Source organism: Niallia sp., from assembly GCF_031978665.1.
Classification (GTDB): Bacteria; Bacillota; Bacilli; order Bacillales; family Cytobacillaceae; genus Niallia.
Genome location: NZ_DALZDK010000012.1, coordinates 83,654 through 106,579 on the forward strand (window position 1 = coordinate 83,654; position 22,926 = coordinate 106,579).

The window sequence follows — 22,926 nt, forward strand, 5'->3', positions numbered from 1 at the left end:
CAAGTGACATTAAACTACCTAAAACATGGGGATGTTCAATGGTGACAAATTTCTTCGGATAGTTCACCTCTAGCAAGGAAAGATTAAAATCCTCTTTCGTAACGTCATAATAATCGGGATAGAGGATAGCTCGTTTTCTTTCAGTTTGTTCATGCCCGCCAAAAAAAGCATATTTCACCTCACGATGATCCCCAATAATCAAACTTAGTACCTTTTGTTCCCGTGGGTCCAAAAAATCGGTTAATTTCGGGGCATATGTATTTTCGACATAGCTTCGCCAATTTTCTACTTGATCGATAAATTCCCTTTCTTCTGGGCGAAAGTGTTGATAGATTGACATTGTTATTACTCCCCTTTTTTTGCATAGAAAAAGGGCTGCTATAGCCCCTTAAATTTTTTATATAAACCACATTCCTAATTGTTGAATTCCCATTCCAGCAAGATTTAATACAAAGATAGCAACAATTGGTGAAATATCTAGCATACCAATTGGCGGAATAAACTTTCTGAATACTTCTAAATATGGCTCACAGACTCTTGCAAGAAAAACACCGATAGATGTTTCACGAGCACTCGGAATCCAAGACATTAGAATGTAAATAATTAATGCATAGGAGTAATACTGTAATAATTTAGCTAACACTACAATTATAAACGTCATTCGTTGTTACCACCTCGTATTTTCGTATTCTGCATCTTGCAGGATTTGTGAAATATTTCCTGAAACTTCCACATTATCTGGTGTGCATAGGAATATATCAGTGCCAATTTTTTGGATATCTCCACCAATTGCATATACCGTTCCACTTAAGAAATCAACAATGCGTTTGCCTTGGTCCTTTTCAATGCGCTGTAAATTCACTACTACCGCCCGACGATTTTTCAACTGATCAGCGATATCCTGTGCCTCTGCGTAAACACGTGGTTCAACTAAAAATACTTTTGATGATTTTTGAATACTTTGCAGACTTACAACGTTTTGATTAGTATTTTTAGGCTGTTGAACATGCTGTGTGTGCTGAACTGGTTGTTTATAATTTCGAACAGGCTCGCTTGGCTCTTCTTGATATCTTTCTTGGTGCTCTTCTTCGTAATCTTCATCTTCTAAAAAAAAGAAAGTTTTTATTTTTGATTTTATACTCATTTCACTTGCCTCCTATTTCTCGCTTCCTACTAAAGCAGTTCCAATTCTTATCATCGTTGCTCCCTCTTCGATCGCAATGGAATAATCATTCGACATCCCCATAGAAAGCTCTGTGCATGGAGCATATGGTAATTGTAATCCTTTTACCTCTTCTTGAATGCTTTTTAATTTTTGAAAGCATTGACGAAGGAATGCTTTATCATCTGTAAATGGAGCCATCGTCATTAATCCTACAACCTGAACATTTGGATATTCGGATAACTGTTTGACAAAATTAACGACTTCCTCTGGCTCCATACCATGCTTTGATTCTTCTTTCGAAACATTAACCTGTACAAAACACTTTATGGTTCGATCCGCTCTTTTATGTATTTCTTTTGCTAAAGAAAGTCGATCCAATGAGTGAATATAGTCTACGTAATCTATAATACCTCTTACTTTTCTTGTCTGCAATGATCCAATAAAATGCCAAACTGGCTTGTCTTGAAGCACCTCATACTTTGCTAGTAAGCCTTCTTCGCGGTTTTCACCTAGATGAACAACTCCAGCATCCAACGCTTCTTGTGCTCGCTCTATTGTAACATACTTTGTCACAGCAATAACCGTTACCTCTTCTGGCTTCCGATTTACTTTTTCACATGCACTCGCAATTTCTTGCTTTATTACTTCCAGATTATCTTTCACTAACATTTTCGTTTCCTTCTTCCTCTCTCCATCCAATATAACTCATCATTCTTCCCGTTTTTCCCTTATCCCTTCTATGGGAGAAAAAATAAGCATCATCTTGATAGGTACAATAATTAGTTAGATGGATATTACTTTCCATCATTCCTGCTTCTAATAAAATCTGCTTATTTATTTCCTGTAAATTAAGACTGTATTGACCTGGAGAAACAGTCGCATAAGGCTTTTGCTTAAGATGCACCGCCTTCTCCACTTCGTTAATTACTCGGTCATCCACAATATAATGACGATCCGTAATGGAAGGTCCAATAACAGCAAGTATCTCTTCGGCGGGGATATTATGAGAGGCAAATACTTTCATCATTTCCCTGGCAATGCCTTTTACCGTTCCTTGCCAGCCTGCGTGAGCAATCCCAATTGCCTTTGTTGCTGGATGAATAAAGTATAGCGGAACACAATCAGCAAAACATAGAGTTAATAATATATTTTTTTCAAAAGTAAAGAAACCGTCTGTATCCTTCAAAGCACTTTCATAATCTTTAGCACCCATACCTATTTGAGCATTTGTTACTTCTTCAATATTGACTTTATGCGTTTGCTCTGCACCAATCCATCGTTCCAAAGGAATGGATAAATCTTGCGCTACCTGTTTGCGGTTTGCTATTACCGTTTCCTTTTGATCATTCACATGAAATGCCATATTCAAACTAGCATAATCGCCTTTACTATTCCCACCATTTTTTGTCGTGAAACCAGCTATTAAATTCGGAAACTGCTGCTCCCATAAATCAAGATTGAATAACTGTTTATTTCGTAAAGTAAAAGGTTCCATTATCTAACCCCATCTTTTTGTTTTAGTTTACCATATGGACCTATAATTGGTCACAGAAAAACATGATTTTCTTTGGAAATAAGGGTCCTTTTTATTAAAATTAGTGCAATTTCCTTTATTCTTATTCGAGAGCTCGACGGAACGGACTCTTACGCTGTTCCTCTGTTACCGTTTCAGCATTTGTAATGCAATTTTCGGGCACTGTTTGGGATTCTCTGTTACCTTTTCTACATTTACTAAGCATTTTCGGGCACTGATGAGGCTTCTCTGTTACCTTTTCTACATTCGAAATGCACTTTCGGGCACTGACTTTACCTTTTCCAAACTCCAAAAGCCATATGGTCATTTATGACCACCAAACTTCCTAAAAAACAATACCCACGGTTATTTTAGCTATATTGATAAAAATTAAGATTATTTTCATTCCAATAGAAAAGGCTAGACAATCATTAAAGTACATCTACTTTAAGAAGTCTAACCCGTTATTCCTATTTTAGCTTTGGATGTTTTTATTCATTTGTTTAATAGCAGCCTTTTCCAATCTTGAGACTTGTGCTTGTGAGATGCCGATTTCATCTGCAACTTCCATTTGTGTTTTTCCTTGGAAAAACCGCTTTCGTAAAATCAGCTTTTCACGATCATTTAATCGGCGCATTCCTTCTTTTAAAGCCAATTCTTCAACCCACTGTATATCCTTATTTTTTTCGTCACTTAATTGGTCCATTACATAAATCGGATCACCGCCGTCATTATATATTGGTTCAAAAAGAGACACTGGATCTTGAATGGCATCTAATGCAAAAACGATATCCTCATGTGGAATGTCTAACTCTTTGGCAATTTCCTCAGCTGTCGGTTCTTTTGATGTTTTATTCATCAACCGTTCTCTGACCTGTAATGCCTTATAAGCAATGTCTCTCAGAGATCTGGAAACCCTAATTGGATTATTATCGCGTAGATAACGGCGAATTTCCCCAATAATCATCGGGACAGCATAGGTGGAAAACTTAACGTTTTGACTTAAATCAAAATTATCGATAGATTTCATTAGACCAATACAACCCACTTGAAATAAGTCATCAACGAATTCTCCTCGATTATTAAATCGTTGAATTACACTTAATACGAGGCGGAGATTTCCATTTACGAGACTTTCTCTTGCGGATATATCTCCCTCATGCATTTGCTTGAAGAGTAATCTCATTTCTTCGTTTTTTAACACTGGAAGCTTTGATGTATCAACACCGCAAATTTCTACTTTATTTCGAGTCAATCTATTTCCCTCCTCACAGGAGCTGCTGTACAAAAAACAGTATCTCCTCGAGAAGGAAAAATATGCATCAGAAGAATTTTTGTTAAATTTCCAATTTACGCTAATTTCAAGTGGATATATATGGGACAAGGATTTAGATGCGAAAAATTTTTAGACCATTTTATTAAATTCTTTTTGAAGCCTCTTAATAATTCTTTTCTCTAATCGTGAAATATACGATTGAGAAATGCCAAGCATATCTGCTACATCTTTTTGTGTCTTTTCTTCGCCTGTACCTAAGCCAAATCGTAATTCCATGATTTGTTTTTCCCTTTTGGAAAGCTGATGTAATGCTTTCACCAATAGCTTTTTATCCACACTTGCATCTAAATCTTTCGTAATAATATCATCTTCTGTTCCCATAACATCTGATAAAAGAAGCTCATTGCCATCCCAATCAATGTTCAATGGTTCATCAAAAGAAACTTCTGAGCGAATTTTATTATTTCTTCGCAAATACATTAATATTTCATTTTCAATACATCTAGATGCATAGGTAGCAAGTTTAATCTTTTTCTCTGGATTAAACGTATTTACCGCCTTAATTAATCCAATCGTGCCAATACTAATTAAATCTTCAATGTTAATCCCCGTATTTTCAAATTTTCTCGCTATATAAACAACAAGGCGCAAATTTCTTTCAATTAGCATCGAGCGAGCTGCTTGATCTCCTTTTGGAAGCTTTTCCAAAAGCATTTCCTCTTCTTCTTTCGTTAACGGAGGAGGCAGTGCTTCACTTCCACCAATATAAAATACTTCGTCTGTTTTCAATCCAAGTTTTATCAGTAATTTGTTCCAATAATAAGATAAGCGAAGCTTCCATTTATTCATGTGCATTTCCTCCTTCTAAACGATGTTTTTCATGAGTATAGTATATTAACTAACCTTTTCTTCCACTGATTTTTTTCCTAGAAGCATTTTCGGGTGAACAATACAATCAAATGCATCCTCAGCAGATAAAACTTGGTTTGTAAACGAAATTAATCCTTTCTCCACAGCAATTGTTTCCTGGTCCTTTTTTAAAAGCAGGAGATCTGGTTTCACGGCAATGATTAACTGGTGATCCTTGCCGAACACCTTATATGGAATAATACGCATTTTGCTTTCCCATTCTGGAGCAATCGGATCACTTCCATAGATGATCTCTTCTGGCTGCTCCGTTAACCGAATAAACTCTGCTGGCATATTATTTGCAATATTTTTCAAGGAAACAAACATGACTGGAAGACGGGAGATGGGATCATATACTTGATTTCCACTATCCACCAATCCTTTGAGCGAAAATTCTTTTCCGCCTAGTTGAAAAGTGACCTCGATTATTTGCTCATATTGAATCTTCGTTACTTCTATTCCATCCACATTTCGGCGCGAAAAGTACCAAGCAATTGGAAATCCTAGCAGGACAAACAGCCAACTAATTGGATCACCAAATCCTTTCACACTGGCAAGCAGGACGGAAGAAGAAAGTTGAAAATCAAACTGTATAAAATAATGAGCACCTATTAACGTTCCGCCAATTAAAAATGTGGCTAAGTAAAAAATCATTAAAGCTTGAAAATAGGTACGAAATCGCTTATATCCAAATGCAGTTGCTACCATCACAATAGAAAATAAGAGTTTGGATACAGGATGACTAGTATAGGGACTAAAGGAAGTAATGGATAACAGTATAATTAAAGAACCAATAAATCCTCCAAGCAAAATTCTCCAATGAATAATTTTTTTCTTCAAAAGAATACCAGTTAAATATAGTAATAAACTGTCAAACAGAAAATTTAATAGCCATATTACATCTAAATAAATGGCCAAGCATGTAACTCCTCCTCTCCTTCATCGAAGCTTTGAAAAAGAATGATCTTTTCTATAATCATTTACAGTTGCGTGACAAGGATTCATAAGCATAAGTCCCCGCCATTAATGCAAATGAAAAATTTTCACTTTGTCAAAGTCCCCAAAGAAGTAAATCTTCTCTCTATTAATCTGTTACGAAAAAGTATAACGTACTTGTTCTTGAAATTCTGTCACTTTCTGTAATCAAAAAATCAGAAATTTTCTCTATTTCTAACGTTTTTTGTCACTATCTCTCCTTGTGAAGAAATTTTAAGTTCTAGCGAAATATTATCAGTTTTTTTACAAATTCTGAGGAATTTCAAATTGGAATTGTTGATAACGGTTGAAAGAAGAAAAAAATCAAAATAAGGGGTTTTCTAAATGGTGTTTGTTTTAATTAAAAAATTTCCGTAGCAACAAATTTTATGAAAAACTACATAAAAAAATCAAAAACCTCTCCATTATTGTATAAATAACAGAAAGGTTTTTGCTACAGAAGTAATTATCTTCTGCGGTTTCTATTTCTTAAGAAGGTTGGGATATCTAAAGTATCCTCTGTTTGTTGTACGTTTGTGCTTCTTGGCTGTTCTTTTTGAACATGTTGTTCTTCTCTTTTTACTTCTCTATTATTGACAGGATTGCTGTTTTGGCTTGTTGAATTATTAATATTTGGCTTTAATCCTCCAAATCCAGGTCTACCTGGCTGTGGTTGAGATAAATCTTGGTTAAAGCCTGTAGCAATAACAGTAACAATAATTTCATCTTTTAAATTATCATTGATAACAGAACCGAAAATCATGTTTACATCTTGATCAGAAGCTGATGCAACAATGTCTGCTGCTTCTTGAACTTCATACAAGCTTAAGTTCGATCCACCAGTGATATTCATTAGTACCCCTTGTGCTCCGTCAATAGAAGTTTCAAGAAGCGGGGAGGAAATAGCTTTTTTGGCTGCTTCCGCTGCACGATTTTCTCCAGCAGCAACCCCTATACCCATAAGTGCTGAACCTTTGTTCACCATAATGGTTTTCACATCAGCGAAGTCTAAGTTTATTAGACCTGGTGTTGCAATTAGGTCAGAGATACCTTGTACACCTTGACGTAATACATTATCTGCTTCTCTAAACGCTTCAAGCATCGGAGTTGATTTATCTACGATTTCAAGTAAGCGGTCGTTTGGAATCACGATTAACGTATCTACTGCATCTTTTAGCGCCGTAATACCACTGGCAGCATGAGTAGATCTTTTTCTTCCTTCAAAAGTGAATGGTCTTGTTACAACGCCGACTGTTAAAGCACCTAAGTCGTGAGCGATTTGAGCAATAACTGGTGCAGCACCTGTACCAGTTCCGCCACCCATTCCAGCCGTTACAAAGACCATATCTGCTCCCTTTAACGCCTCTTCAATTTGTTCTTTACTTTCCTCAGCAGCCTTCTTTCCTACTTCAGGATTAGCACCTGCACCAAGTCCTCTCGTAAGCTTGCCGCCTATTTGCATTTTAATTTCAGCTTTCGATAAATTTAATGCTTGTGCATCTGTATTCACAGCAATAAATTCTACCCCTTGAACACCATGTTCTATCATTCGGTTAACAGCGTTATTTCCACCGCCACCTACTCCTATAACTTTAATTACAGCTAGTGAATCTATATTTGTATCAAATTCCAACATGACAAATCCTCCTAATTCGTCGATATTCAGCAGTATCGAACTGTCCGCATCTCAAGTCTTGGTGATATGGAGTAACATACCATTTAAACATACCTAGACTGACCCTTAAACGACTCTCAGCCTTCTCGAAGTTCTTTTTATCAAAATTATGTCCATCTTATTAAAGTATTTCATTAATCAAAGAAATAACCCATAAATTTCTTAAACTTTGATGGTTCCTTTTTTTCCACTTGTTTTTTCTCATATACTGGTTTTTGGGATGCTGACTTTTGCATTTTTTCCCTATTTTCAGCAGGAACGGTGACAGGGTTATGGATATTTCCACCTTGAAGTTTACTATTTTTATAGGAGAATTTAATTAACCCAACAGCAGTTGTATATTGTGGTTCTCTTACTCCAATATAATCTGGAATAGCAATTCTAACACGGCTTTGGAAAACATCTTGCGCTAATTCTAAAATTCCTTTCGTACTAGCTACCCCACCAGTTAATACGAAGCCTCCTGGTAGATCGTATACACCCAGTCTAGCTATTTCCTGACCAACAAGTTCAAAGATTTCTTCTAATCTAGCTTCAATAATATCGGAAATCTCTAATTGATTAAATTGTTGATGCTGATCGCTTCCTATAATAGGAACACTGAATACTTCTTCTTCAGAAGCATGATCATAAAAAGCATAACCATACTTTATTTTAATTTTTTCTGCATCTTCTGTCGTAGTGCGAAGACCAATCGATAAATCCTTTGTAATATGGTCTCCCCCTATAGGTATTACACTAGTTCCTTTAAGGAAACCATTTTCAAATACGGCAATAGTGGTTGAACCACCGCCTATATCAATCAATGCAACCCCTAGGTTCTTTTCATCCTTTGAAAGTGCGAAGGAGCCTGCAGCAAGTGGCTGTAAGGAAATATCCTGAATTTCCAAACCAGCTCTTTCAACACATCTTAAGGTGTTATGTAAAATGGTTTTACTTCCAGTTATAATGGTACCTTCCATTTCAAGCCGTACACCTATCATTCCCCGAGGATCCGTAATTTCATCTAATCCATCTACAATAAATTGCTTAGGAATAATATCAATAATTTCTTTTTCAGGTGGAATGGAGACTACTTGTGCAGCATCCTTTACCCTAATTACATCTTCAATAGTAATTTCGCGATTTTCACTTGAAACTGCAACAACCCCACGTGAAGTTTGCAGATTAACATGATTTCCCGAAACGCCAACAATTACTTGTTTTATTTCCATCCCAACCATTCTTTCGGCCTGCTCTATTGCCTGTCGAATAGAATGAACGGTTTCATCTATATCCACAATTGAACCTTTTTTTAAACCTTCTGATGGGACGATGCCTACACCAATGATATTTAAAGATTCGTTAATCATTTCTCCAATGATAACTTTTATGCTGGATGTACCGATGTCTAGACTTACATAAAGTTCATTGCTGTTCATTCTCGGGCACCTCCTTTTGCATTTTAAATAATGTGAACAACAAATTATGTCATAGAGTTAAAAATTTCAACTTTTTTATAAAGAAGTTACGTCTTCTATTTACATAGTTTTGATATACATAAAATAATCTAATCTTCACAACTATTCTATTGTATACCAGGCAACACCATATTTTCACTAAGTTTTCGCTAAGTGTCAATACAATTTTGGTCTTTTTTACTACAAATAGGACTAATTACTCATCCCTTTAAGGAAATATCGTAATTCACTTCCAGTTTTCTATTAATATTTAATTTATTCGCCAAAACTAATATATTCCCTTTTTTTCTCTGTCAACTTTTTTCAATTTTTTCTGAAGAAGCATTATTTGATTTCTTTAAAATAATACTTCTTATTACTGCAATGTTTTGAAATAGTCTAACACCAAATGCAAAAATTGCCGCTAAGTATAAGTCTACACCAAGATGAACACCTAGAAAAGCTAAACTTGCAGCAAGCGCAATATTAAAGAAGAAGCCTGTTACAAACACTTTTTCATCAAATATATTTTGCAAATGCGCGCGAATCCCGCCGAATAAGGTATCCAATGCCGCAAGAACTGCAATCGATAAATAGTTTGCATATTCTTCTGGTACTTTTATATCGGTTAATAATCCAAATACAATTCCAACAATCAACCCAAATATAGGAAGCCACATTAAGAATCGCCTCCTTCATTTGTATTTACTGGCTCCATATAATGGATGTTAATGGTTTTACTATAAGCTGGAATCGTAATTGGTTCTTTTGGCTGCTCGACATTTAACAGTAGATTTGATAAGAAAAATTCATCCGCAGATTTAGAAACCTTCATGTAGTTAAACAGTTTTTCAGCAGTATTCCCATCTTTTGCGATTACCTTTATTTCAATCGGCAGTTGATTAAGAAGATTGCCATCCATTTTTAACACATTATTTATTTCACGAATAACTGTTGTATTTATGTAGCGATTATTATTAATAGCTATCTCTTCTGCACCATATAAATTCAATTCATTTACCAAGCGTTGCAGTAATTCTGAAGTTACTGCTCCAGGATCTTCCCCCAACAGAATTTCTGTACTAACAGGCTCCATTTTCAAGATAATTCCATTTCCGGTAACTTCCGTTAAACCTGCTTCCTGCTTTAATTCTGCCAAAGTCTCCTTTAATACTTCTTCTTTGCTTTGAGTGGTTTCGTTCTCATACTCTTCCACCTTTGCGTTTATCGAGCGAATTTCATTAATAAGCTGTAATTCTAATTCTTTTTCATGAATTAAATCTTCTCTTAATTCCCATGTATCTCTTGTATCTCGGACAACAGGTTCTTTTATTGTCTGAAATTGCACGGCAATCATAAACCCTACAATAAGTGTTATTCCAGTCATCGTTATAAACTTCTTATTCAAAGCGCATCATACTTTCTCATCATCATACTTATCCTTAATTAACTTTTAAAGGCTCCATTTGTATCATTCTTTTTTTCTCAAGTGTAAATCTGACATTGTCATTTACCAATAAATCCTTTACGCCACCATTAATATTTACCGCGCCTTCTAGTACATCGCTATCCCCAATTGCTGTTATCACAAAAGGTGCTGGGTGTTGGTAACCATCTACTTCAATTACCGGTCCATTACAGAGTATATAAGAATTATGTGCAAGCCTTTGTCCATTGATACTGATTGCCTGCGCACCAGAGACATAAAGCTCATTAATGACTTTAAACACATGATGTTCATGTACCAAATAATTATTAACATTATCTTCATTTGGATTATACTCTCCATCTTCCAATGTAACTTGTATCCCTTCCCCTTTTACAGCAACCTTTCCTAAATATATCCGATATTTTTCCGCATCTTCTGCCAGATTATAATAGGTTTCCGCTTCACTTGAAAGATTCTTCTCTAATTGAACCAGATTCTTTTGGGATTCCTTTAGTTCCTTATAAAGCTCGTTATTCTTTTCTTCCTGCTCGATTAATTCATTACGCAAAGCCAAATCTCTTTCAAATTGGCTTTCACTAATTTCTTGCCCATCGTCTTTTTTTGTATTTTGGTATGAAAAGGAAATCATAAATCCGAGTACTAGAAAAACCAAGGAGAAGATAACATTTCTTCTTCTTTTTTTAGTCTTCACTCTTCTTTTCCCCTTCCGAATCGAAAGCTTTGAAATAAGACCCTACTTCTAAATCAATTACTCCCTTTTTGTCCGTATTTAGCTGTGCAATAATGGATGGATAATGCTTCATTTTATCCGAAAAAGAAGACAATGAAGCCAATACTTGATTTCCGTCATTCATATAAACGGTAACATGCCATTTATCCGTATTCTTAGGCGTATATCTCACTTCCGAAATAGCATTATACACACTTGCTGGTAATTCACTTAATTCTTCCCCTATCTTCGTGATTACTTTCTCATCCTCGCTCTTCATATCTTTCACAAGAGGGGCATCATACGGACTATTCTTCATTGCTCTGTCATGCAGCATATCCCCATTTTCAAGAAGCGGAATAAATTCATTCTCCACTTCAAAGTAAGCAATCTTCCTATATTCTTTTACGTCTATTAGAACTGTATTTGGAAAGGAGATAGAAATTTTTGCAGACTTAATTCCACCTGATTCTTTCAGTTTTGCTGCTAACTGGTCTTTCTTGATTGTCCAAATATTTGTTTCGCTGTTTATTCCACTCATTTTCTCTAAGTCTTTATAAGTATATAAATGATTCCCTGTAATTTTAATGTTTTTCACATGACTTAAAGGGGATTGGAAATATATAACGCAAACGATGATAAGGAAGAATAGTAGGAGAAGGAAAATAAGTCGACGATTTGCCTTTCTTCGTCTCTGTTCTTTTAATTTTGGAATTCGATCTTCTAAAGAAACAACCTTCCCTTTTTCCAAAAAATCACCCCGATATTATTAAGTAAGGAAATCGTACAAAACAATTCAATAGGTTGTCCACCTTTTTTTACAAACAAATCGAAAATTCGCTTTATAAAGCAAATTTTCGATTCAAGATCCTATTTTTTCTTGTTGTCGATAACTTCCTTCATGACATTATACAGCCTCATCGCCGCATCAGGAATACCTAATTTTTTGGATGCCTCTTTCATTTCATTTAAAACATTCGGATTTAGCATAATTGCATCCATTTCATCCACTAATCTTTGCCCGTTCATATCTTTTTCTAAAAGCATTTTTGCTGCACCATTACTTGTTAATGCATGCGCATTTTTCTCTTGATGATTGTTCGTTACATAAGGACTCGGGACAAGTATACTCGGTATGCCGAGTGAGGTTAGCTCACTAAGTGTAGTTGCCCCTGCTCTTGCAACAGTCAAATCAATACTTGTTAATACTTCTGGCATATTATGAACAAACGGCTTTATGATTACATTTTCAGGATTCCCTACTAGCTCTACTTCTTTTTTAACAGCTTCATAGTGCACTTCCCCTGTTACATAAAGAACTTGATAAGGTTTTTTCCCTAATTGCGGTAATGCTGCGATAACAGCGTCATTGATCGGTCTAGCACCTCTGCTTCCACCAACAACGAGGACAGCAGGAGTCTTTAATTGTAATCCAACCGATAATCGTCCTTTAATGCCATCCTGATTTAAAACTTCAGAAGCTCTTGGATTCCCCGTCATCACTACTTTTTCTTCCGGAAAATAAGAAGACGCTTCTTCAAAGCAAGTGGCTACTTTATCGACATATTTACTTAAAAATTTATTTGTTAATCCTGGAACACTATTTTGTTCATGAATGATGGTTGATATTCCAAGCTTAGCAGCAGCATAAACGACAGGACCACAAACATATCCGCCTGTTCCTATTACGACGTCCGCTTTAAACTCTTTTAAAATCGCCTTGCTTTTTTGTACACCAGCAATAAATCTCCAAACGGTTTTCAAATTTTCAGGGGAAAGCTTTCGTTTAAACCCTGTGATATGTATCGCTTTAAACGGAATATCTTCCCGTCTAACTAATTTATTTTCTAGCCCTTGCTCTGTTCCGACATAAAGAAATTCAGCATCCTTCACTTCTTTTTTTATTTCGCGAATTAATGCTAAAGCAGGGTATATATGTCCCCCTGTTCCTCCGCCGCTTACTACTATCTTCATTCTTTCCACCTCAAAATACTTCTCTTATCTACTTTCTGAAAAAAAACGCTGTTTTTTCTTCTCTTTATATTATAGCTTCAATTAACATAAAACAGAAATAATCTTCTGCTATTTCCTTAGATATTTTTTACTTCTACCGTCTTCTCCCAAATAATAGATACCTTATTGTACTATATTTTAAACAAGCTTTATGAATATCTTGAAATTGATAATGAAATGTAACACTTTCCCCGTTCCAGTATGTATATTTGTCATGATTGAAAAAGGTTTATTATATGTGTGAAAAAAATAAATTTTTTTAATTTTAGATTTTGTTTTTGCATTCTTTTTAAATGATTTTTAAACAACGTATTTAAATGAAAGTAAGTAATATTCTATTTCTTACTTCTCTTAATAATTAGACTTACAAAAAAACCTAGTGAAAAGAAATTACACTAGGTTCCAACTTAAAATTCATTAAATTTTGTTAATACCTCGAAAATCTGCTGACATTTAAAAGAATTCCAATCGCAATTAACATGAGTGTAAGGGAGGATCCTCCGTAGCTGAGAAACGGGAGGGTAATCCCTGTAACAGGCATCAGACCTGTTACAACGCCAATGTTAATCATAACTTGAATCGCGACCATAGAAATAATACCAACAGCTACAAAGCTTCCAAACAAGTCTTGGGCCCCTAAAGCGATTCTTATTCCTCTCCACAGTAAAAGAGAGAATAAAAGTAAAATCAATGAGCCCCCAATAAAGCCTAATTCTTCTGAAAGAATCGCAAAAATGAAATCTGTCTGCGGTTCTGGAAGATAAAAGAACTTTTGCCTGCTTTCCCCAAGTCCTAAACCAAATAAGCCTCCTGGACCAATTGCATACAAGGATTGAATGATTTGAAAGCCACTTCCTAATGGATCAGACCATGGATCAAGAAAGGAAGTAATCCTTTTTATCCGATAAGGAGCTGATGCAACCAATCCAACAAACCCGGCAACCCCAATAAGCCCTAATATAACAAAGTGACGAATTCTAGCGCCGGCAATGAAAATCATGACGATACTTGTACCAACCATAACCGTACCAGTACCTAAATCTGGCTGAAGCATAATCATCCCAAATGCCAGGAAAACAAGTCCTAAAGATGGGAGTAAGCCCTTCTTAAATGAGGTTATATGCTTCTGATTTTCTGACAGAAATTTGCCCAAGAAAATAATCATTGCTATTTTCATAAATTCAGAGGGCTGAATGGAAAACGCCCCTACTCCAATCCAGCTTTGAGAACCATTTCGAACTAAACCAACTCCAGGAATTAAAACGACTACGAGTAATACAAAACAAACAATTATAATTAGTTTAGCCCAAGAACGCCATATCCAGTAATCAAGATTCATGATAAACAACATTGCCGCAATTCCGACGCCTGCAAAAAGCATCTGTCTTTTTGCAAAGAAGAAAGAATCCCCTAAATTTCGTTCGGCCATTACCGCGCTAGCACTATACACCATGATTAGCCCTATTGCTAGTAACGTAAATGTGAGAATCATTAAAATTATATCTGGAGTCGTTTTTTTTGATGGCACTATTTAACACCTCGAACCTGCAAGATTAGGGCTTGAAAGCGGGTTGTATCCAGATTTCTTTCATTCTCGAAAATCCGATTCAAAAAAAGAAAGCTCTGTAAATTAACGGTTGAAAAGAAGGAAAAGATTCAAAAGTTATTTCGTTCCTAACTTGGTATGGAAATAACTTTTATCCTTTTCTCTACTAACCTTGTTATCATTTACAGAGCTTACTTCCTAGTAAGAACGTTTATATCCTGTTAGGTCTTGATGATTTGTTCATACAGATCAGAGTTTATTTCTTTCAACGCCTACTTACAGACAAGCCCTTATTTAAGCATATGCACCGCATTGATAAAAATGTCTCCTCTGACTTCAAAAGTTTTATATTGATCCCAGCTTGCACAGGCTGGGGAAAGAAGAATTACATCTCCACTTTCTGATAAGTCGTAGGCAACAGGTACTGCTTTGTCCACATTATCGACGCGTTTAATAATTTTTATTCCTGCAAGCTCCCCTGCCTTTTCCACTTTTTCAGCAGTTTGTCCAAAAGTAATCATTGCTTTTACATTTTTAAGAGATGGAATCAATTCATCAAATTCATTTCCTCGATCTAATCCACCAGCTAGTAAAATCACTGGTTCATTAAATGCTGCAAGGGCATTTTGTGTTGCTAATATATTGGTTGCTTTTGAGTCATTATAAAATTTCCGTCCGTTTACCTCTTTGATAAATTGCAGACGGTGTTTAACTCCTTTAAAGGAACCTAAAACTTCAGCAATACTCTCATTCGATACGCCAGATAGTTTTGCTGCAGCAACGGAAGAGAGGATATTCTCTAAGTTCAAGGCACTTAAGTATGTGATATCTGCTAGTTCCATTATTTTTTCATCATTAAAATAGATTACACTATCTTTCACATAGGCACCAAACTCTAATTCACGTTTCGCAGAAAAAGGAATAATCGTCGCTTTACTGCTGTTCGCGATATTCATTACTACTTCTTGCTCGACGTTCACAATTAAATAGTCGTCTGCATCCTGATTCTTCGTAATATTTCCTTTTGCTTTTGCATATTCATCTCGTGTTCCATGATAATCTAAATGCGCCTCATAAATATTCGTAATAATAGCAATATGCGGCTTGAATTTTTCAATCCCCATTAATTGAAAAGAAGACAATTCGATTACTATTTTATTATCTTTCTCTGCAACTTGAGCCACATTTGAAGCAACCGTACCAATATTTCCAGCGATAAGCGGTTTTTTCTTATCAACTTCTAGCATATCAAACAATAAAGTCGTTGTTGTCGTTTTCCCATTTGATCCAGTAATGGCAAGGAATGGTGCTTCAGAAACTCTATATGCAAGCTCTACCTCTGTAATGACTGGAATACCGCGTTCCATTGCTCCTTTAATCATTGGATTGAAGTAAGGAATCCCTGGATTTTTTACAATTAGCTGAAATCCTTCCTCTAATAATTCAATCGGATGGCTTCCGCAAATTACTGTTATTCCTTGCTCCAGTAATCCTTGCGCTTCCGGATTTTCATCTAATGGTTTACTGTCATTGACCGTTACAAAGGCACCTAAATTATGTAGTAATTGAGCTGCGCTTACTCCACTTTTGGCAAGACCTAATACAAGTATTTTTTTATGATGATAATCGTTAATCTGTTTCATTATAACCACACCTCAATATAAATTCCTAAAGCAGCGAATAATAATCCAACCGTCCAAAACGTAACAACTACTCTCCATTCCGACCATCCAACCAATTCATAATGATGGTGCAATGGACTCATACGGAAAATTCTTCTTCCTGTTGATTTAAAAGAAATAACTTGGAGAATTACAGAAAGTGTTTCAATGACAAATACTCCACCAATTAATATCAATAGAATCTCCAGCTTTGTTAAAATCGCAATTGCTGCAATCGCGCCACCTAGTGCAAGAGAACCTGTATCTCCCATAAATACTTTTGCTGGATGTGCATTAAAAACTAAGAATCCTAATACTGCCCCGACAATCGCTACAGAAAAAATACTAATTTCAAACTGCGATTGGCTCCATGCAAGCACAGCAAATGCACCAAATGCAACAGCTGATGTTCCGGAAACCAAACCGTCCAAGCCATCAGTTAAATTAACAGCATTCGAAAATCCAACTAGCCAAAAAATTATAAACAATGCATAAAACCAACCTAATTCTAATGGTTTATCCACAAAAGGAATCGAAATAGCTGTTGAAAATTCATTTTCTCGTAAAACAAAGTAGAAAATAAGCGAAATAATAATCTGTCCTAAAAGCTTTTGTCTAGATGTTAATCCTAGGTTACGCTTCATTACTACTTTAATAAAGTCATCTAGAAAACCTAATAATCCAAAACCGATTAATACTAACAGTAATAAGTACGTCTTAATCGTTGGCTCTGAAAATTTATTAATCATGACCAAAGTCGTTACCACAATGGAAAAAATGATCATCAAACCACCCATTGTCGGTGTTCCCGTTTTTTTCTGATGGGATTTCGGTCCTTCTTCTCTAATGCTTTGTCCGAATTTTAATCTTCGTAAGAAGGGAATAAAAAAGGGAGAAATTAATACGGTTATTAAAAATCCTAAAAGAATGGTAAAAAAGATTACTTTCTCCTGCATTTTAGTTCCCTCCTTTCGCTTGGCTGTTCGTTTTTAATACATGCTCCCTAATTACCGCTATATCATATGATTCCATATTGGAATTCAGACTGTTTTCTTTCAAAAAAATAAATTTTGTTGTACTTTCTTCTGCGTGTAACTGCTCTTCGTAAATTTCAATCATTTTTAGTATGCCTTCCTTTAAATCTTTTGTATAAAAAATAGGAAAGTGATTAGGTGTATAAGACGGAAGTTCCATCCCTTCTTCCCAAATCGCTCCAATTGCTCCATTTGCTATAGCCGTGCTCAAATCACCAGAATGTTCTTTATAGAATGGAATATAAAGTCCTTTCGGCAGCTTAGAATCTGCTAAGAATGACACGGTTTGAAAAAGTAAATCTTCTTTTACAAACCCTTTTGCATCCGGTATCGCCTGTAGGACTAAATTATAGGACAGTGTCATTTTTTCTCTCCTCTATCGCTTCTTTTGCAACTAAACGGTCATCAAAATCTAACACTTTTGAACCGATTATTTGATACGTTTCATGCCCTTTCCCTGCAATTAATATCACATCGCCAGGTTGTGCTCGATTAACGGTAAAAGTAATAGCCTCTTTTCGATCAGAGATAATCGTATAATTCTGTTCTTCCACAATTCCTGCTTCCATATCTTTTAAGATAGATATCGGCTCTTCACTTCTTGGATTATCTGAAGTAAGGATAGCATATGTAGCTTCCTTACAAGCAATTTTTGCCATCAAAGGACGTTTTGTCTTGTCTCTGTCTCCCCCACAGCCCACAATGACATACACATTGTTCTCAGCAAATTCTTTCACCGTCTGCAATGCATTTTGTAAGCTGTCAGGTGTATGGGAATAATCTACAATTACCGAAAAGTCTTGGCCTGCATTTACCGTTTCGAACCTGCCTGCTACACCTTCTACCTTTTCAAGCGCACGAATCGTTACCTCCATTGGAATATTGCTTGCAATCGCAGCACCAATGCTCGCTAATGTATTATACACATTGAATTTCCCAACCATTTTTAGTTGGACAGATTGTGTTCCAAGAGGAGTATGTAAATCAAACGACGTACCTGCTGCTGTTATCTTGATATTTTTTGCCATAATATCAGCATCTTTATCAATTCCATATGTAAGAATATGTGCGGCAGTAAAAGTTTCATACTCATTAGCTGCTGCATCATCTTTATTTAAAACCGCAAACTTCGGCTTTTCTGATTGAAATGCATTTCCTAATCTTGTAAACAACAGCCCTTTCGCTTTTTTATATTCTTCCATCGTGCCATGAAAATCTAAATGATCCTGACTAAGATTCGTAAATACAGCAATATCATAATCACAGCCAAATACTCTTCCTTCTACAAGGGCATGAGAAGATACTTCCATAACAGCTGTATCGACCTTTTCTTCCACCATTTGATGGAACACCTTTTGAAGTGTCACAGCTTCTGGAGTTGTATTTTTTGTTTCTTGAATTTCCTCACCGATTTTCGTATACATCGTCCCGATGATTCCTGTTTTTTTATGTGCTTCTTTTAAAATAGCATCTATTAAATGACTAGTTGTCGTCTTTCCATTTGTTCCTGTTATCCCAATAAGCTGAAGCTTCTGTGTTGGCTTTTGATAAAATGCATCTGCAAGCAAACTACTAGCTCTTTTTGTATCTTTTACAACAATAACGGGAATAGGCAAGGTTAAATTTCTTTCGGCAATGACTGCGACTGCGCCATTCTCATATGCATTTTGCGCAAAATCATGTCCATCAACTGTATATCCTTTTATACAAATAAAAAGACTGCCCTGTGTTACTTTGCGATTATCATTCTCTATTGATTTTATTTCCACATCTTCTCCATCATAAGGAGCATATGGCTGCAAACTCTCAATAAGTTTTTTTAATTGCATCGCTTTTTGATTCCTCTTTTCTCTAGCTCTATATGTATGTGAATCGCTCATAAATATTAATTATATACTAAATAATGAATCAACCATATAGATTATACAATTTTCTTAGCGTAATTTATTTTACATGATTAAAAAAAATTTATCTATGTTGTACCTTATTGTTGGAGAATTTATATTAGAAGAATAATTTTAATTGGAGGATAATTTTCACTTGTTTTTTCTCTCCCTTTCCCTTTATTCAAAGGCTATTTTAAGGAGAGTTCTTCGTCCTTTCAGGATAAAAAGAGAAGCGGCACGAATGACCCCGGCCGCATTTTATCCAATTAATTAAATTGAATCAATATTGTGGATCCGTCCTTTACTTTTGTTCCAGGTTCTGGAGATTGTTTTATAACGGTGTCCCCACTTCCACTTGATTCTATTTTAAGATTAATAAACAATTCACTAATTTCTTTTTTCGTTTGGCCGACAAGATCTGGCACTTCGATTAATGGATTTTCTGGATATTTATATACTTTATCAATTTGATCTTTACGAGGTTCCACGCCTAGCGCTCTTAAACTATCTCCCATAATCGCCCCAACAATTGGCGCTGCAACAGCACTACCAAATTGGACCGTTCCTTTTGGGTTATCTACTGCAACATAGACAACTAATTCTGGGTCATCAGCAGGTGCGAAGCCGATAAAGGAAAGGATATAGTTATTTTCTAAATATCTTCCTCCCGATGCTTTTTGGGCTGTTCCTGTTTTTCCACCAACTCGATAGCCTTCTACAAAGGCTTTGCCCCCCGAACCTTTTGCTACAACATTTTCTAATGCTCTTCTCACTTCTTTGGATGTCTCTTCTGAAATAACTTTTCTTTTTGCAACAGGCTTTTTCTCCATAATTACTTCCCCTGTAGTCGGATCGATTAATTCCTTTGCTACATAAGGGGTATACAGGGTTCCGCCATTAATGGCTGCAGATAATGCTGTTACTTGCTGGATTGGTGTGACCGCAACCCCTTGACCAAACGCTGTGGTTGCTTGCTCAACTGGTCCTACTCTATCCATGTTAAACAAAATTCCTTTTGACTCTCCTTGTAAATCAATGCCTGTTTTTTGACCAAACCCAAAATCACGAATATATTGAAACAGTGTATCTTTTCCAAGGCGTTCTCCTAATTCCACAAAACCTGGGTTACAAGAATTTTGAACCACTTCTAGGAATGTTTGCGAACCATGACCGCCTCGCTTCCAACATTTCAGCTTCGCTCCACCAACTTCTGCATACCCTTTGTCATAAAATGTATCCTTATCTAAATCTACTTTTCCTTCTTCCAGAGCTGCCGCCAACGTAATAATCTTAAAAGTGGAACCTGGTTCATAGGAACTCCATATTGGTAAATTCCGATTATAGACCGTTGAATCTACATTTTGGAAGTCAGATGGATCGAATCCCGGGCGACTTGACATTGCCAATACCTCTCCAGTTTTCGGATTCATCGCAAGCGCTATAATCGATTCTGGATCATAGGTTTGTTCTGCAATATCCAATTCCCTTTCTACAATCGTTTGGATCTTTGTATCAATTGTTAGCACTAAATCATTTCCATTCACTGGCGCCTCATAGGCATCAGCCATATCATTCATTCTTTGTCCTTTGGCATCCGAATAATATTGAACAGATCCCTTTTTCCCTTTTAACTCGTCGTCATATTCTAGCTCTAAACCAATTAGTCCTTGATTATCAATACCTGCAAACCCTAAGACATGGGATAAATAATTTCCGAATGGATACGATCGCTTGGAATCTTCTCCAATATAGACACCATCTATATCAAGCGCGCGAACTTTTTTCGCTTTTTCGTGCGTAATTTTCCGCCCTTCTTTTATACGAACACTCATCTCCTTTTGAATAATCTGCTTGTATACAGATTCTTTATCTGCTTCCAATACTTTCGCCAGCTTTTCCGCTGTGTTCGCTGGATCTTTAATTTGGCGTGGTACTATATAAACCGTTGGCGCACTGACATTAGTCGCAAGCGCTATGCCATTGCGATCCAAAATTTCTCCTCGCTCAGGCTCAAAAGCAATTTGTCGACTCCATAAATTTTTCGCTTTAGTTGTAAGCTCGTCCCCTAGAAAAAATTGAACATACGCTAATCTTGCATCAATAATAAGGAAAATAATTATCCCAGCAACTAATGCTGTCAATAATCGCTTCCGGACGGTTACGTTTGAAACCCGCATACAGATGGAACCCCCTTTATACTAGCTCGATTAAAATATATGCTTGTACGAAAAGGAATAGAACGTGGAGTATTTGTTAGTTAGTTTGGAGGAGGAATGGGGGTTTTTGTGGTGGGGTTGATCCATTGATGAACACCACTTTCTCTTGCTCCTTTGCTAATTTTGGTTTTCATCCCTTTGATGAACACCACTTTCTCTTGCTCCTTTGTTAATTTTGGTTTTCATCCCTTTGATGAACACCACTTTCTCTTGCTCCTTTGCTAATTTTGGTTTTCATCCCTTTGATGAACACCACTTTCTCTCACGCTTCTACCAATTCCAGCGTTCCCCCCTCTAATGAACACCACTCTCTCTCACGCTTCTACCAATTCCAGCCTTCAACCCATTACAAAAACACCATATTCTCCCCCTCTAACAAACTCTGTTTTTTCTCACACCTTTACTCATAATATGCCCATTGATGTACCCCTATAAGTGTGTATTGCTTATCTAATATTCTCTTAATTCTTCGCTTGTCCCCTGAAATCAGACACCAGTCATAAATTTCTTTTGTCATTATCTTTCGTTCTGGAAAAAGTAGCTTAAACTCTTCCACACTTCGTAAAACAGCTTCCTCCAAACTTTCTGTATATCCACATGCATCACATTTAATCAAGGAACGTTCTGTTGAAATAATCAATGAGCTGCATGTATCACAAAGGATTCCTTTCTTAAGCTCATCATAAGTGTAGCTTGGAACTCTTCGGTAAGGTGATTCATCCAGATGAAGGGCTATCAATTTTTCCGCTAAGGAAATATACTGTTTTTTTACTTTAGTTATATTCTTTTCTACTGATTTAACATAACGATTTAATTGAGGGGGGTAAATACAAGGCAAATGAAGAGGAGCTTGATGTAAGGTGAATTCAGGATTTACAAAAACAACATGAGGTATAATTGGAATGGAGTAGCCAAGCTGATGCATTAATTGTCTTAATGAAGACTCTGTTCGTTTTAATTGAGTAATAGGATTATTGATTTCCATTTTATTATAACGCTTAAAGAATCGCTCCTTTTCATAGTAAAAATCTCCTTCATAGTTCTTAATTTCATAGAGATGAAGAGCTTCTCCTTCTATCAATAAAGAGTCGACTTGAAATGTGGTTTGGTTCGATTGCAGTAATAAATCATTTAATACAACATAATCTTCCGTAAATTTTTCCAATAATGCATCAAATCTTCGCTCACCTTCCCAGCCTTTCAAATGATTGTAGTAATTTAGCTTCATTTCATCTGATAATTCCATCCGGCTATTTAATGATTTTAACAAAGCTAATTCTTGTGGTTTCTGCCTTTGTTTATACAAACTTGTCCAACCTCCTAATATATTTTCAATTGGCCCATTACTATGAGAATTATCTCTAGATGAACTCCTAATCTAGTATACATTACAACCAACGAACGCTTCCATCATTACCAAACTAAAAAAGCTCCACCACATCCCAAAATGTAGTGAAGC

Annotated in this window: 23 protein-coding genes; all 23 read right to left on the reverse strand. The window is 36.1% G+C overall.

Going from position 1 to position 22,926, the window contains the following annotated elements; all coding sequences use genetic code 11:
- Positions 1 to 340: YlmH/Sll1252 family protein (locus RTL21_RS08620; protein ID WP_312095293.1), on the reverse strand; the 340-nt coding region annotated here is incomplete at its 3' end.
- Positions 341 to 397: 57 nt separating this feature from the next.
- Entirely contained in the window at positions 398 to 661 is a 264-nt protein-coding gene (locus RTL21_RS08625; protein WP_312095295.1) for a YggT family protein, read from the reverse strand.
- A 6-nt stretch (positions 662 to 667) separates the two neighbouring features.
- On the reverse strand, positions 668 to 1,144 hold the full coding sequence (locus RTL21_RS08630) for a cell division protein SepF (protein ID WP_312095296.1): 477 nt from the start codon (positions 1,142 to 1,144) through the stop codon (positions 668 to 670).
- A gap of 12 nt (positions 1,145 to 1,156) precedes the next feature.
- Positions 1,157 to 1,834: a YggS family pyridoxal phosphate-dependent enzyme gene (locus tag RTL21_RS08635; RefSeq protein WP_312095298.1), complete on the reverse strand. Its 678-nt coding sequence runs from the start codon at positions 1,832 to 1,834 to the stop codon at positions 1,157 to 1,159.
- Entirely contained in the window at positions 1,818 to 2,660 is an 843-nt protein-coding gene (gene pgeF / locus RTL21_RS08640) for a peptidoglycan editing factor PgeF (protein WP_312095300.1), read from the reverse strand. Before pgeF ends, RTL21_RS08635 begins: the two co-directional genes overlap by 17 nt.
- A gap of 121 nt (positions 2,661 to 2,781) precedes the next feature.
- Positions 2,782 to 3,006 (reverse strand): hypothetical protein, encoded by a 225-nt coding sequence (locus RTL21_RS08645; protein WP_312095302.1) that lies wholly within the window; start codon positions 3,004 to 3,006, stop codon positions 2,782 to 2,784.
- 147 nt (positions 3,007 to 3,153) lie between these two features.
- Positions 3,154 to 3,933 (reverse strand): RNA polymerase sporulation sigma factor SigG, encoded by a 780-nt coding sequence (gene sigG, locus RTL21_RS08650; protein ID WP_016201020.1) that lies wholly within the window; start codon positions 3,931 to 3,933, stop codon positions 3,154 to 3,156.
- 150 nt (positions 3,934 to 4,083) lie between these two features.
- Positions 4,084 to 4,803, reverse strand: a complete 720-nt coding sequence (sigE, locus tag RTL21_RS08655; protein ID WP_312095305.1) for an RNA polymerase sporulation sigma factor SigE — start codon at positions 4,801 to 4,803, stop codon at positions 4,084 to 4,086.
- Between the two features lie 45 nt (positions 4,804 to 4,848).
- Positions 4,849 to 5,781 (reverse strand): sigma-E processing peptidase SpoIIGA, encoded by a 933-nt coding sequence (gene spoIIGA, locus RTL21_RS08660; protein WP_312095307.1) that lies wholly within the window; start codon positions 5,779 to 5,781, stop codon positions 4,849 to 4,851.
- Between the two features lie 523 nt (positions 5,782 to 6,304).
- Positions 6,305 to 7,474 (reverse strand): cell division protein FtsZ, encoded by a 1,170-nt coding sequence (gene ftsZ / locus RTL21_RS08665; RefSeq protein ID WP_312095309.1) that lies wholly within the window; start codon positions 7,472 to 7,474, stop codon positions 6,305 to 6,307.
- Positions 7,475 to 7,647: 173 nt separating this feature from the next.
- The gene (gene ftsA / locus RTL21_RS08670) at positions 7,648 to 8,934 is read right to left on the reverse strand and encodes a cell division protein FtsA (protein ID WP_312095311.1); all 1,287 of its coding nucleotides are present in this window, start codon (positions 8,932 to 8,934) and stop codon (positions 7,648 to 7,650) included.
- Positions 8,935 to 9,266: 332 nt separating this feature from the next.
- A complete protein-coding gene (locus RTL21_RS08675; protein ID WP_312095313.1) occupies positions 9,267 to 9,632 on the reverse strand; it encodes a small basic family protein in 366 nt (121 codons plus the stop codon).
- Positions 9,632 to 10,360: a DUF881 domain-containing protein gene (locus RTL21_RS08680; RefSeq protein ID WP_396954429.1), complete on the reverse strand. Its 729-nt coding sequence runs from the start codon at positions 10,358 to 10,360 to the stop codon at positions 9,632 to 9,634. The genes RTL21_RS08675 and RTL21_RS08680 overlap by 1 nt, the downstream gene beginning before the upstream one ends.
- Before the next feature lie 34 nt (positions 10,361 to 10,394).
- Positions 10,395 to 11,093 (reverse strand): DUF881 domain-containing protein, encoded by a 699-nt coding sequence (locus tag RTL21_RS08685; protein ID WP_312095315.1) that lies wholly within the window; start codon positions 11,091 to 11,093, stop codon positions 10,395 to 10,397.
- The gene (locus RTL21_RS08690) at positions 11,083 to 11,862 is read right to left on the reverse strand and encodes a cell division protein FtsQ/DivIB (RefSeq protein WP_312095317.1); all 780 of its coding nucleotides are present in this window, start codon (positions 11,860 to 11,862) and stop codon (positions 11,083 to 11,085) included. The genes RTL21_RS08685 and RTL21_RS08690 overlap by 11 nt, the downstream gene beginning before the upstream one ends.
- A 119-nt stretch (positions 11,863 to 11,981) precedes the next feature.
- Entirely contained in the window at positions 11,982 to 13,085 is a 1,104-nt protein-coding gene (gene murG / locus RTL21_RS08695; RefSeq protein WP_312095319.1) for an undecaprenyldiphospho-muramoylpentapeptide beta-N-acetylglucosaminyltransferase, read from the reverse strand.
- Between the two features lie 466 nt (positions 13,086 to 13,551).
- Positions 13,552 to 14,652: a stage V sporulation protein E gene (gene spoVE / locus RTL21_RS08700; RefSeq protein WP_312095321.1), complete on the reverse strand. Its 1,101-nt coding sequence runs from the start codon at positions 14,650 to 14,652 to the stop codon at positions 13,552 to 13,554.
- Positions 14,653 to 14,960: 308 nt separating this feature from the next.
- Complete coding sequence (gene murD / locus RTL21_RS08705; RefSeq protein ID WP_312095323.1) at positions 14,961 to 16,313, reverse strand: UDP-N-acetylmuramoyl-L-alanine--D-glutamate ligase; 1,353 nt, start codon at positions 16,311 to 16,313, stop codon at positions 14,961 to 14,963.
- A complete protein-coding gene (gene mraY / locus RTL21_RS08710) occupies positions 16,313 to 17,287 on the reverse strand; it encodes a phospho-N-acetylmuramoyl-pentapeptide-transferase (protein ID WP_312095325.1) in 975 nt (324 codons plus the stop codon). The genes murD and mraY overlap by 1 nt, the downstream gene beginning before the upstream one ends.
- A 1-nt stretch (position 17,288) precedes the next feature.
- Positions 17,289 to 17,729 (reverse strand): hypothetical protein, encoded by a 441-nt coding sequence (locus RTL21_RS08715; RefSeq protein WP_312095327.1) that lies wholly within the window; start codon positions 17,727 to 17,729, stop codon positions 17,289 to 17,291.
- Positions 17,713 to 19,194, reverse strand: coding sequence for a UDP-N-acetylmuramoyl-L-alanyl-D-glutamate--2,6-diaminopimelate ligase (locus RTL21_RS08720; protein WP_312095329.1), 1,482 nt, complete (start codon positions 19,192 to 19,194; stop codon positions 17,713 to 17,715). The genes RTL21_RS08715 and RTL21_RS08720 overlap by 17 nt, the downstream gene beginning before the upstream one ends.
- A 323-nt stretch (positions 19,195 to 19,517) precedes the next feature.
- A complete protein-coding gene (locus RTL21_RS08725; protein ID WP_312095331.1) occupies positions 19,518 to 21,428 on the reverse strand; it encodes a stage V sporulation protein D in 1,911 nt (636 codons plus the stop codon).
- A 439-nt stretch (positions 21,429 to 21,867) separates the two neighbouring features.
- Complete coding sequence (locus RTL21_RS08730) at positions 21,868 to 22,773, reverse strand: nuclease-related domain-containing protein (protein ID WP_312095333.1); 906 nt, start codon at positions 22,771 to 22,773, stop codon at positions 21,868 to 21,870.
- Between the last annotated feature and the right edge of the window lie 153 nt (positions 22,774 to 22,926).